The organism is Faecalicatena contorta, from assembly GCF_022835095.1.
GTDB lineage: Bacteria > Bacillota > Clostridia > Lachnospirales > Lachnospiraceae > Faecalicatena > Faecalicatena contorta.
The window spans coordinates 4,479,241-4,492,021 of sequence record NZ_BQNQ01000001.1; the positions used below are offsets into that span (position 1 = coordinate 4,479,241).

General features: G+C 40.3%; 14 protein-coding genes. 3 read left to right on the plus strand and 11 right to left on the minus strand.

What is annotated here, in order from left to right; genetic code table 11:
* Positions 1-25 precede the first annotated feature (25 nt).
* From MWG26_RS20020 to MWG26_RS20055, 8 genes are all read right to left on the minus strand, one after another.
* Entirely contained in the window at positions 26-2,815 is a 2,790-nt protein-coding gene (locus MWG26_RS20020) for a hybrid sensor histidine kinase/response regulator (protein WP_025655863.1), read from the minus strand.
* A 149-nt stretch (positions 2,816-2,964) separates the two neighbouring features.
* On the minus strand, positions 2,965-3,552 hold the full coding sequence (locus tag MWG26_RS20025) for a zf-HC2 domain-containing protein (RefSeq protein WP_117440585.1): 588 nt from the start codon (positions 3,550-3,552) through the stop codon (positions 2,965-2,967).
* Entirely contained in the window at positions 3,542-4,030 is a 489-nt protein-coding gene (locus MWG26_RS20030) for an RNA polymerase sigma factor (RefSeq protein WP_025655860.1), read from the minus strand. The genes MWG26_RS20025 and MWG26_RS20030 overlap by 11 nt, the downstream gene beginning before the upstream one ends.
* Positions 4,031-4,407: 377 nt before the next feature.
* Positions 4,408-4,983 (minus strand): hypothetical protein, encoded by a 576-nt coding sequence (locus MWG26_RS20035; protein ID WP_010775384.1) that lies wholly within the window; start codon positions 4,981-4,983, stop codon positions 4,408-4,410.
* A 25-nt stretch (positions 4,984-5,008) separates the two neighbouring features.
* A complete protein-coding gene (locus MWG26_RS20040; RefSeq protein ID WP_009587569.1) occupies positions 5,009-5,752 on the minus strand; it encodes a hypothetical protein in 744 nt (247 codons plus the stop codon).
* 62 nt (positions 5,753-5,814) lie between these two features.
* Complete coding sequence (locus MWG26_RS20045) at positions 5,815-6,417, minus strand: Type 1 glutamine amidotransferase-like domain-containing protein (RefSeq protein ID WP_009587616.1); 603 nt, start codon at positions 6,415-6,417, stop codon at positions 5,815-5,817.
* A gap of 55 nt (positions 6,418-6,472) precedes the next feature.
* Positions 6,473-7,246 (minus strand): hypothetical protein, encoded by a 774-nt coding sequence (locus MWG26_RS20050; protein ID WP_025655408.1) that lies wholly within the window; start codon positions 7,244-7,246, stop codon positions 6,473-6,475.
* A gap of 280 nt (positions 7,247-7,526) precedes the next feature.
* On the minus strand, positions 7,527-8,198 hold the full coding sequence (locus tag MWG26_RS20055; RefSeq protein WP_009587591.1) for a helix-turn-helix domain-containing protein: 672 nt from the start codon (positions 8,196-8,198) through the stop codon (positions 7,527-7,529).
* 486 nt (positions 8,199-8,684) lie between these two features.
* Between MWG26_RS20055 and MWG26_RS20060 the strand changes: the two genes are divergently transcribed.
* From MWG26_RS20060 to MWG26_RS20070, 3 genes are all read left to right on the plus strand, one after another.
* Positions 8,685-9,746, plus strand: a complete 1,062-nt coding sequence (locus MWG26_RS20060) for a replication initiation factor domain-containing protein (protein ID WP_276519072.1) — start codon at positions 8,685-8,687, stop codon at positions 9,744-9,746.
* Entirely contained in the window at positions 9,746-9,949 is a 204-nt protein-coding gene (locus MWG26_RS20065) for an excisionase (RefSeq protein WP_015527885.1), read from the plus strand. Before MWG26_RS20060 ends, MWG26_RS20065 begins: the two co-directional genes overlap by 1 nt.
* A 78-nt stretch (positions 9,950-10,027) precedes the next feature.
* On the plus strand, positions 10,028-11,221 hold the full coding sequence (locus MWG26_RS20070) for a site-specific integrase (protein WP_009587548.1): 1,194 nt from the start codon (positions 10,028-10,030) through the stop codon (positions 11,219-11,221).
* A gap of 196 nt (positions 11,222-11,417) precedes the next feature.
* On the opposite strand, the gene MWG26_RS20075 is transcribed toward MWG26_RS20070, so the two are convergent.
* From MWG26_RS20075 to MWG26_RS20085, 3 genes are all read right to left on the minus strand, one after another.
* The gene (locus tag MWG26_RS20075; RefSeq protein ID WP_025655859.1) at positions 11,418-11,891 is read right to left on the minus strand and encodes a helix-turn-helix domain-containing protein; all 474 of its coding nucleotides are present in this window, start codon (positions 11,889-11,891) and stop codon (positions 11,418-11,420) included.
* 124 nt (positions 11,892-12,015) lie between these two features.
* Entirely contained in the window at positions 12,016-12,387 is a 372-nt protein-coding gene (locus MWG26_RS20080; protein ID WP_025655858.1) for an MmcQ/YjbR family DNA-binding protein, read from the minus strand.
* Positions 12,384-12,770: a (deoxy)nucleoside triphosphate pyrophosphohydrolase gene (locus tag MWG26_RS20085; protein ID WP_025655857.1), complete on the minus strand. Its 387-nt coding sequence runs from the start codon at positions 12,768-12,770 to the stop codon at positions 12,384-12,386. The genes MWG26_RS20080 and MWG26_RS20085 overlap by 4 nt, the downstream gene beginning before the upstream one ends.
* Positions 12,771-12,781: the final 11 nt, after the last annotated feature.

Here is a 12,781-nt window from a genome sequence, read left to right on the forward strand (position 1 = left end):
TACAATCTCAGCCCCTGACAGCAAATCAATTTTGCTCCCGTCCGGCATACCTTTGCAGTACCCCGAGAAGCCTGCTGAAATCAATCGGCTTCGGGATATGATCGTCCATCCCGGCTGTCTGTGCCTTTGCGATATCCTCTGCAAATGCATTGGCTGTCAGTGCTATGATCGGGATCCCCGCCGCCTGAGGATGGCGGCTCTTCCTGATCTCTCTGGCCGCCGTATATCCATCCATAACCGGCATCTGCAGATCCATGAGGATCGCCTGGTAGGTACCCGGCTCCGAACGCACGAACATTTGGAGGGCCTTCTCTCCATTTTCTGCGCAGTCTACTGCCATACCGGATTCTTCCAGTATTGTTTTGGCAATCTCCATGTTCAGTTCATTATCCTCCACCAGCATGATCCGTTGTCCCCACAGCGTACCGGGCGGAACCTGATCCTCTGTCTTAGAGCCCCAGGCGGCTTCCTCCCGGTCAGCTTTCCGTGCGTTCTTTTCCGATCCCGCTGTCTTCAGCGTAAGTGTAACAACAAAGCGGCTTCCCTTTCCTTTTTGGCTCTCTACCTGGATATTTCCCCGCATCGCATTTATAATTTCCTTCGCAATCGGCATCCCGAGCCCGGTTCCCTGTATGTTACGTGCCCTCACATCGTCTTCACGGTTAAAGGGAATAAAGATGCGTTCCACGAAATCCGGGGACATTCCAATGCCATTATCTTCCACCGTAAAGACAAAGCTACCGGCTCCCGGAGTTCCTGAAGATACCTCCCGCAGCGTGATATGTATTTTCCCGTGCTCTGGGGTATATTTCACCGAATTGCTGATTAGGTTCATCAGAACCTGGCTGAGCCTCCCCGCATCCCCGATCAGATTATCGTGAACCAAATCCGATATCTCAAGCCGCACCTCCTGGTTCTTTGCCTGCGCTTCCCCACGCATAATAGATACAAGCTCACTCAGCATACTGCTGAGAATAAAAGGGGCCTCCTCCAGCTCCAGACTCCCCTTCTCGATCTTTGCCATATCCAGAATCTTATTGATCAGCTCCAGCAGATGTCTGCTTGCGGAACCTATCTTGTCCAGGCAGTCTTTTACCTTATCCGGATGCTCCAGCTGTCCATACGCTATAGATGTCATTCCCATGATCGCATTCATCGGGGTCCTGATGTCATGTGACATCTGTGCCAGAAAGCTGCTCTTTGCCTCATTCGCATTCTTTGCCTTTTCATATGCCGCCATAAGTGCCTGCCGGTTCAGCTCCTCTTCCCTGATCTCCTGAAGCTTCTGCTCATGAATGCCCATATTTGCAAACACGACCTTCGTTACTTCTCCGTCCCGGATCTCCGCAATACTAAAACGGGAGCGCACCCATTTTGTTCCATCCGGATAGATTCTGCGGAAATCTATGTCATAGACCGGATGTTCTTCCGACAGAGTCTTCTGAAGAAACGCTTTGTCTCCGGCCCTCTTCATCTTCTCCCGGTCTTCCGGACAGACATAGTTCTGCACAAATTTATCATAGTAGAAATCCATTCTGCCTTTTGGGAACTCTTTCTTCCGGATGATATCCTCCTGCCAGATTGCTTCCTCTGTGTTCTGTTCCAGATCAAAGAGATAAATAGAATAGTAGCAGCTGCAGAGATTAGCCAGCACAGCCTCCCTTCGCTGCTGTTCCTGTCTGTCATCCACATTTCTCACCGTCATCAAAATACGCTCCTCAAAGTCTCTGCGTATACAGGCCGAATAATAAGCATAATAATGCAGGACTCCCTGGGGATCAAACATACGAAACGTCCCTTCCAGAGTTCCATATTTGCGATAGTTTTCTATACGGAAAATATGGTTCAGCTCCCGCCGGTCTTCGGATGGCATTTTCTGCGCTATCTGCCCGTATAATTCTGTAAAACTCCCCTGCTTTGAAAGCTGCAGCTGCTCTCCCGAATAGTGAACACAATGATACTCCGTTTTCTTTAAGTCCACACTGACAACCAAGCGGTACATCCGGGACACTGCCTCCTGGGATACCGCCTCATTCAGCCGTTTTTCCACTTCTCCGGCCTGATCCTCCAGAGTCACAAGTACCCAGGGATATTCCGCAGTATATCCTTTGAGCAGCAGTACCCGGACCCTGCACCATTTCCCTTCTTTGTTCTGGTAAAATGCCTCGGGTCCTGCTCCGTCCTCCGACAATTTTCCATGAATGGAATCGGCGGCAACGGCATTCATAAAGAGCTCCCGGCTCTGCTGCGCCACCTCCTCCTCGGCATAGCGGCGGAAAAAACCTTCATAATCTGGGAGGACATCGGAATGGATATCCAGCTGATTCATGTGTACGGATTTATAAGTTTTATCTATGATGTTACACAGATAGATTCCCCTGTAGTTTTCATTGAGCGTGCGGATCACTGTATCATACTCCTGCTTCAGCATCACCGTATTCGTAATGTTCTGATGGTATCCTATGAGGCAGACGCCGTCCTTATAACTCCAGTCCCTGACCCCTCCGCAGCGCACATAGACCTGCCCCCACACGGGATGAAGCCACGGGTACTGTACCTCCGCCCTCTCGTTGGCGCTAATCCGCTCCACTGCGTCGTAAACCATGGGGTAATATCCGGAGTCAATCCGACCGAACCATACATCATAACACTCCTCTGGTGACGGTTCCCGTTCAAACCCCAAAAGCTCCAGCATGGCTCTGTCGGCATACATCCTGGGCGGCTTTCCCTCGTCCAGCTCAATTGCCCACAAACCGGTCTGGGCCCCTTGCAGAAGCTCCTGAACTTTTTCTATATTTTTAAAATGATCCGACATCGTATAACTCCTCTCTCCTCGTTGTCAGGGGCCTTGTCTTCCTTTGTTTTCTGAAATAAATACAGCGTTTTCTATCATTATAACACGGATTTAAAGATTTCCAAATCCTCATGTATAAAATTTGACTGGCGAAATAGATTATTTTTTAATTATTTGTCCTTTTGCTCTACCAGTTCACCATTTTCAAAAACTACGATTTTGTCTTCAAATTCAATTGTCCATTTACAGGGATCTTCTTTCGTGCCAATTTCATCTTCCCAACCGCTTATGTCTTTTTCTGTACCACCGATTTTCCGAATTGATAAGACTTTTAAATATGACTCATTTTCTTTCGTTGTCCCCGTAAAATATATTTCGTAACCTGGTTTCGTTTCCAGCTCTATATATGCTATGTTCCCCCTGGTTCCATAGTTTAATTTTACCTCATCAAATTTTACGTGGCTGTAAAATCTCGGCAGCAGCAGAGCTGTAAGCATTGCTAAAACCAAAACCGCACCACATACCACCCCCAGTATCCTTTTTCGTCTCTGCCTTTTTATTTTTTTTATCAGTTCTACATCTTGGATCTCTTCCTCGCTTATAGGCACGGCTTCGCTGATTTCCCCTGTCATTTCCCGATAGTATTCTCTGCACTCTCTGCAGGTTTTCAGATGTTTATCAATCTCCTTATTACTCTCTTCGCTTGTCAGACCGTCAATATATAACGGTAATAAATCCCGAATCATTTCACATTTCATAATAAAGCTCCTTTCTTATCCTCTGCTTGCCACGGTAAAATGTAACTCTGGCCCAGTTTTCATCCCTGCCCAGGATCTCTCCGATCTCTTTAAAAGAAAAGTTTCCGTTTAACCGCAGATACATCACTTCCCTCAATGGCTCTTCCAATGTATGCAGTCTTTTATACAGTTCCAAAACTTCTGCTTTTTGAATGGCCGCGGTTTCCGGTCCGTGATCTAAAGACGCAGTTTCTTCCGTTATTTCTGCCGGCTTCTCCCGTTCTTTCTTTTTCAGCTCCTTATACCAGAGATGTTTGGCGATCTGGCACAGCCACACATACAGCTTACAGTCTCCCCGGAAATCATCAATGGTTTTCATGGCCTGATAGAAGGTTTCCTGTGTCAGTTCTTCGGTCAAATGCGCATTATGACAGAGACTGAACAGAAATTTATATACCTGCGGCATATACTTCTTATAAATCTGCTCCATATCATTCATGTTCCACCTCCTTGCCTATAAGTGCCTGTGAAATGATTTTCGTTACAGCTTTTTTCAGTATTTTTGTAAAAAGGCTGTTGCGGCAAAAAGCGGCAACAGCCTTGCGGATATAACTTAATTATTTCGATCAATTTTTATATCTAATTTTGGATTATTCGCATAACCACTATACTTTCAAGCATTTTGGAGTATAGAAAACCATTCATTTTACCACTAATTTACCACGATTGAATGAGCCTTGATATGACTATAAAATAACACCCAAAAGACATCATTACACCTAAATGGTGTCTTTTTAAAAAGCAGTCAATCATAAGACTAACTGCTTTGTATGTAGGGATATGAAGTTATCAGACAATTTACCAACAAGGTGTCTCCTACCGACCCGATAGCATAGGCAAGAAGAAATCAATTCCACCAGTAAATAGAAATAACCCTAATATTATTGCGACTATTGTTCCTATTCTAATTCTTTTAGTCAGAACAAATACTGCTGGGTGTTTTGGGTCAATATATATGCTATACATTTTTCCTTGCGTCATACCCTTATTTAATCGTTTATGAGATATATTCTGTGTTGTTTGCTCACGATAATATGTTCCGTTATATGTATATTCAAATACTGGAGCTTGTGTAGAAATACCATTGCCACCATAATATGTGTTGTAGCCACAATACACGCCGTCCACTTTTTTTCTACAACACAATAAAGAATACAAATCATTTACTCCAACCAAAATAGATATCAAACCAAAGACAATAGATCCTAATGGCATCACAAATATCTCCCCATATGGAACAAATGAATATACTAAGGAAATAATTCCAAAGCCAATGAAACAAATAAACATAATCAAACAGATAAGTGGCATGACTTTATAGCGTTTCTTTTTCATAATTACAAAACATACTATACCAAATGCTATTGTTAAAAAATAAAGAAAAAATTTCATTGTCTAATCACTCCTATTACAACATTCAATCAGAATTTGTTTCATTATTTTGATTTTGTTTTTTCCATTCCTTATAATCTTTTTTTGTTTCTTGTTGTCTTTTAACATCTTCCATTTTTTCTAAAATCGCTTCTACATCTGGTTGACTGTGCTGTTCTGGTAGAGAATAGAAAATAATGTTATCATCATTTGTATATACTGAAATATTAAAAACCAAATCACTTTCTATAATTTCCTGCATGATATAGGAAATTTCTTCTGCATATTCCTCGTCCGTTTTTCCCTCATTAAGATATATACTTGTTTCTATTTCATACTCTCTTTTTTTCAGATATTCTTCTACACTTTCCTTACCATTCCATTCTGTCGTTGTTGTATGCCCTTGTACTTCAAGTTGATAATTTCTTATAAAAGGTTTATCTTGAAATAAAGGAGTTGCAAGTTCTTCTATTTCATCAGAATAGTAATAAACATGATAACTATCCTCAAAAAATCCAGTATTTCGTGCATATACAGTAGCAATTTGAGAAGAATTTTCTTTACTAGAAACATTTGCCCTAATCCAGTTTAATCCTATTTTTTCTTCTTTGTACTCCTTTACTTCTGTAATGATAAATTCTTCATTGTATTTGCCCTTTAATTTGGATAAGATATATTTTTGTGCTTCTTCACTAGAGTTAAAATCATGCGAATAGCAACTACAACCATTTAATAGTCCCAGACAAAGCACACTTGCTATAATACTCAATACAATTTTTTTATATCGCATAATTGCCACCCCCCAATGTGATTTTATGATTTAATACAGTTCTACAAACTTGAATTTTCAAATTAGTCTTTGCAAATAACCTTTGAACCTTCACCATCAATTACAATTCCCTGACGGTTGTTAATTGGGCATAGATTCAAATCCGAAAACTCAGTCATTATTTTCTCGGTAACTTTCTTAAATGGTGCTGTAAGATAATGCGGAAGAACATAGAAATCAATCAAATCAAGCCCTGCATCATCTTCTTGTGAGTAGTCCTCTGGCTTTTCATCCATTTGCTCGATATATTGGATGCTTGGAGCGCATATAATTGCGCCTGCCGACTCGCCGATCATCAATTTTCCATTTGCCAATTCCTTTTTCAGTAGCCCATCAGCTCCCGTTTTACGGAGCTGGTCCATAAGAAAGAAAGAATTTCCGCCGGTAAAATATATCACATCTGCTTCTTCAAAAACAGACTGTATCGTTGAATAAGCCTCCGTTGAAATATCAATTTCAGTTACGATTGCTCCCAACTTTTTGAATAATTTTCGAGCCGAGCCGACATAACCGATGTAGCCTTCACGCAGTGAAGCTGTTGGAATAAATGCGACTTTCTTATTTTCAATTTCTTCCTTTATCAGACTTCCCACACTTGAAAAGTGCGAACATAAAAATAGTTTCATCAATATTCTCCTTTATAAATTCTAATTTACACATATGAAATATAGGCTTATAATCTTACCATTCATTTATGGCATACAAAATAGCAAGTCTTACATTTTTTAACAACTCAGAAGATAGAGTTTCGTATTCTTCAGATAACCCTTTTTTGTGAGCCATATATGCTGGGCTATCATTCCACGAACCCATTGCTCCAAAAACATCCGAAATACTTGCAGCTTCGAACATTTGAAGATTTTGCTGTGGAATTGGTGGTAAACTCAAACCATACTTTTCATCTGGATATTCGCTATAGCCATCTAAAAGGTTTATAGCAGAAGTAAAAATATTAGCAAAATTTTCACACTCAATTTTTTTAGCCAATTCTTTAATCGATAATAATACATCTCGAAATGAGTTAATGTTATTCTCAAAATATGGTTTTTTTGATGGTGGATTAGTCCACTCATGCTCTGAATATAGAATATTCCATTTTTTTTGCATAGAGTCAAATTGCCAATCAGCAGTAAAGTATGTTACTTTTCCGCTTTTGTAAAAACACAAAATGGAACTTTCTGTTGTATTTGAAAATCCTAAAAATTGTCTATCCTTTACTGAATATGGACATAGCAACTTTATATCCTGTATCCCATTTTTCTTTATTTGTTCAAACCACAATGAAACATTAGAAGCGGTATATTTTTCTGTCCTTAAAAATTTCTTTTGAGGTAAAAAGATAAATTCAATTTTATTCTCATATTCTAATTGAGAAAATCTAATTGGTTCTGATAATTGCAACGCTTTTTTGCTCGTCGCTACAATAGATGCAATTTGAAACATTTGTCCATTCATCATTTCGCCTCCTCTTAATATGAATAATACTGTTCTTTCAAAAATTCCAATTTGTCGCTTTTTTCATACCCATATTATAACAGTTCCATATATCCGCCACAATAAAAATCAGCATACCCTTTGAATATTTTCTGCATTGAACATACACACTTTTTCTTTCTTCCTCTTGATTACCCACCACAGAAAAGAAAAAGCCCTGTCAAGAGCCTTGCCACCAATGGTGGTGCTTTGCACTCTTTACTGGGCTTTTTGTTTGCTGTATCTTCCATTCAAGAGGAAATTAAAGACCTCTGTTCCATTTCGCCTTTAGATAATCTTCATAATCTCCCTCGTTAAAGTCTACTTGTGGAGAAGTATTAGGAATGTTTTTTCTGTTATCTACATCTGCAAGTTGACGGAATATCCAGTCATCATAAGGGTTGTGATATTTATACTCTTTCGGTTGTTCTCTGTATCGGTCTAAACCTCGCATTTCCTTATGTACTTTCATCATGCGTTCTATTTTTTGACGCTGTATCAACTGTTTGATTTCCATAAGTTCTTCCACTTCTACAACCTCATTAGAAAGATAATTGCTGATGTACCTAATCAATATGGTTTCCATGTAAAATTTGTATTCGTTTTCATCATCGAAAAATTCATTTTCAGACAGATAATCTAAGGAAACATTGAAGTCCTGTTCCCGTTTGATAATATCCATAATATATGGCTCGGTATGGTCGATATACTTCCATTCTCCCGACAATAATTCATTGGGCGTTACACCCAGCACGTCCATTATCTTCTCTAATGTATCAAAGGTAGGATAATTCACACCACGTTCAATCTTGGAAAGGCTCTGCATATTGATACCGATTTTGTCCGCAAGTTCCTGTTGTTTCATTCCTCTGTGTTTTCTTATGGTCTGTATGTTTTCTCCTAAGAAACTGATTTTCTTTTCATAATGCTCCATAACTTAGTATAACCGCTCCTTTCGTTGCTTCTCTTGGCATTTATAAGCATATCATACTTAATATATATCCAAAAGTCAACAAAAACTTCTTGACAAGTAATTCTAATGGCGTTATTATCGTATCAGATGGAGTGATTAAGCACGCTAGGGTCAATCACACGCTTGAGTAAGCATAGAGAAGATATATTTTCACTTTGATAGCATGAATAAGCATGGACTGTCAGACCGAAAATAGTGGTTTCCAAAAGGGGCTGGCTGGACGGGGCACGTCCCCCAGACGTGTTCGGACAGACAGTTCCTTTTGGAAAGGGAACGCCTTTAGGCGTTCGTAAAGGGCGTATATGTAACACCGCCCTGCGCATACATGTCATAGTACCTAGAAACTGTGATAAATAAAGGAAAAAACACGATTTTTACTCCGCAAAAAAACGGGAAGTACGAAAGGAGAAATGCACTATAACTACACACAAAAATTTATCCGTTAAGATTGATTACATCAGCATTGTATTTGATACTGCAACCGCTGAAGATGTAATCATGCACATTTTAGGTTTACCGACTGATATTTTCAATGTCTATCCGGCAAGCATTAAATACAAAACCTATCAAGCACGCTGGCAGATTGGAGATATTTATGTATCGGGGGACGCAAGAAAAACAGAGGATAACCCACAAGGGTTAGGCTGTTATCTTGTTATGACTGGCAGAGGGTGTGATGATATTTTCCGTATTCTCGACAGTAGGAATTATACCTTTGGTGATATGTTCCGACGCTGTGAGCGAAGATACGGACTGGATAACTTCCATTTCACAAGACTTGATATTGCCATTGATGATAAGAACGAAAAGCCATTCTTTACCATAGAGCAGATAAAGAAGAAATGCGAAAAAGAGGAATTTATTTCTAATAGTGAGGGCTACCACTTTGACGAAAGCAAGTTTGATGATTTCGACACCGCAAAGACTGTTTATATCGGTGCTGGAAAATCGGGATTGTCCTATCGCTTTTATGATAAGGATAAGGAAGTCTGTTCAAAACATAATAAGACGCTTGAGGAAGTCGGCAGTTGGAAACGGACAGAAATGCAACTGCGTGATGATAAGGCTCATGCTTTTGCCATGACATTCAATGACAGACCGCTGGAACTTGGAGAACTGGCTTTCGGGCTATTGGCAAACAACCTACGCTTTGTCGTACCAAACAGAAACGAAAGTAATAAGAGCAGGTGGAAAACTTGTCGGTTTTGGGAACGCTTTTTAGGGGCTGTGGAAGTCTTAAAACTGCAAGTACCAAAACAGCAAAATTCCCTTGAAGAAACACAGCAATGGCTCACAGAGGGTGGCGTGATTTCCGCTGTCAAAAGTTTTTACTTCTTGGAAGAACATGACGCATTAGGTGGACTGGAAAAAGTGGGAACTATGCTTGATAAGGCAAGATACAGCAATTCCCTTTCCAGTAAATTAACCGCTCATTTACAGAGGATAAACCGCACCGACCTTATTCCCTATATCCAGTATGACACGAAACATGGGAAAGGGGGTATCTGATGAATAACAACGATATTCCTGTATGGGAAAAATACACCCTTACCATTGAAGAAGCGTCAAGGTATTTCCGTATCGGAGAAAACAAGTTAAGACGATTGGCAGAGGAAAACAAGGACGCTGGCTGGTTCATTATGAATGGCAACCGCATACAGATTAAACGCCGACAATTTGAACAGGTCATTGACAAATTGAACGCAATCTAATGCAAATGAGCCTTGTATGTGTTATGATGAACACAAGTCATATCAAGGCTCTTTCCAACAAGGAAAGGAGCAGACACCATGAAAGAAAAAAGACGGGATAACAAAGGTCGTATCCTGCATACTGGAGAGAGCCAACGAACAGACGGGAAATACTTATATAAATATGTAGACGCATTTGGAAACACAAAATATGTGTATGCTTGGAGATTGACACCCACAGACCCGACACCAAAGGGAAAACGGGAAAAACCCTCACTTCGAGAACTGGAACAGCAGATAAGACGAGATATTGAGGACGGTATCGACAGCACAGGCAAGAAAATGACGCTTTGCCAACTTTATGCCAAACAGAACGCACAAAGGGCAAATGTGAAGAAAAGCACACAGAAACAACGGGAACAACTCATGCGGTTATTGAAAGAGGACAAGTTAGGTGCTAGGAGTATTGATACAATCAAGCCCTCTGACGCTAAAGAATGGGCGTTACGCATGAAAGACAAAGGCTTTTCCTACAATACCATTAACAACCATAAACGCTCGTTAAAAGCGTCATTCTATATCGCCATACAAGACGATTGCGTAAGGAAAAATCCCTTTGATTTCAAGTTAAGTGAAGTCCTAGAAAATGATACCAAAGAGAAAGTCGCATTGACAGAGGAACAGGAACAAGCCTTACTCTCATTTATCAAGACAGACAATGTGTATCACAAGCATTATGATGATGTGCTGATACTGTTAAAGACTGGACTTCGTATCTCGGAACTGTGCGGACTGACAGTAGCTGATATTGATTTCAAGAATGAAGTTGTAATTATCGACCACCAGTTACTAAAGAGCAAGGAACAGGGCTATTATATTGAAACGCCTAAGACGAAAAGCGGAATAAGACAAGTGCCATTAAGTAGAGAAACAATACAGGCATTTCAACGAGTTATGAAGAAACGCCCAAAGGCAGAACCATTTGTGATAGACGGACAGAGCAATTTCTTATTTGTCAATCATAAAGGCAAGCCCAAAGTTGCGATTGATTACAACGCCTTATTTGTCCGTATGGTAAAGAAATATAACAAGCACCACAAGGACAATCCCTTGCCACATATCACACCGCATACGCTACGCCATACATTCTGCACAAGACTGGCAAGCAAGAACATGAACCCAAAAGATTTACAGTATATCATGGGACATTCAAACATTAGTATCACAATGAACTGGTACGCTCATGCGTCCATAGATACCGCAAAATCAGAGGTTCAGCGTCTAATCGCATAGAAGTATTTACCACGATTTTAACCACGATTGACAGGGAAAATATAAGAAAATAGACCTAGATATGCGAGGTTTACCACAAAAGCAAAATGCCCGTAGAGCCGATAAAATAAGGCTTTGCGGACATTTAGGAAGATATAAAAAGATAGTCAAAAAGACATATATAATTTATACATAAACAATCCTGACATCTGCTATATCAGACTCTTTTTTTATATCTGACACAAATCCAGCCGGAAATTGCCGTGGCAATCAGGAAAACAATTAACGGTAATGTAATCCCCGGAAGAATATTCCATAAATAATCATTCACCTGGGATATATTATGAAGTAATATCACCGCCGCGATTGCTGTCAGATAGACACCGGCACAGCTAAATATGCAGATCTGTGAATCCCTTCTCTTCTTACTTTCCAGCTCCAGCTCCTGCTGCTTCTTCTCCAGTATCTCAGTCTTTATCGATAGCTCATCCAATTCAGAGGGTTTCAGCAGATAGTCTGTTGTAACTTGAAAAACCTCACTGAGAGCTATCAGTTTTTCCAACTCCGGAATCGTCTGTCCTGATTCCCATTTAGAGACAGATTGTCTCGATACATTTAGTTTTTCTGCGAGCTCCTCCTGCGTCAGATTATTTGCTTTTCTTAACTGTAAAACTTTTTCTGATATTTCCATGTTTGTTTCCTTCCTTTCTTTTTTCTGCCTCAACTATACCCGATCCGTCAGTTGCATTCCAGCGACTGCGCTGTATATCTGCGCAACCGATACGGGCATCGGACTGGCAATTGAAAGAAAGCCTCTAATATTCAGGAAATCTTTCTTTTCCCTTTTTTCCGCGTACTTTAGGTGCGGTCAAATCATAACTCTCGCAAATCATCCTCTGTATCTCTTCTTCCGGTACTGTTCCGTCCAATATGATTGAATTCCAATGTTCTTTGTTTAGATGATAGGCCGGCTCTACCGAAACAAATGCCTGTCGCCAGAAGTCCCTCCACTCAGGACTACATTTTACATTTATCCACACATATCCGTTTCTGTTAAATATCCATGCAAATACCTTCTTATTACTGCGATGCCTGATCACACACCAGTTCTGGTCATGAAAAGGATAGTCTTCAAAAACATTGGGCAGGGTCAGGCAGAAGGCGATGGCTTCTTTTTTCTCTGTCATATAATTTCCTCTAAGCATCCTTTCTGCACCAACATCCGATCCACTGGTGCAAGTTTATACCTTTGTAGTTGCTCTTTTTCTACCCAAATAATTTCACTGTGTACAGTAAGCCTGAAGCTTTCATCTATTGGAATGGCACTATATAATGCCATCACATATTCATTATCTTTCAGAGAAAACCGCTCTTCTCCCAAATATGCTTCAACCCTTATGCTTACCGCAAATTCTTCTGCAATTTCTCTTGTTAGGCATTCTTTATCTGATTCATTATCTTCTACTTTTCCTCCTGGGAATTCCCAATATCCTGCCAGGGATCCGTATTTACGCTTCGCTATTAAAATCTTATTTTCTTTTACGATGGCTGCTGCTATAATTCTACGCATATTCATCCCCT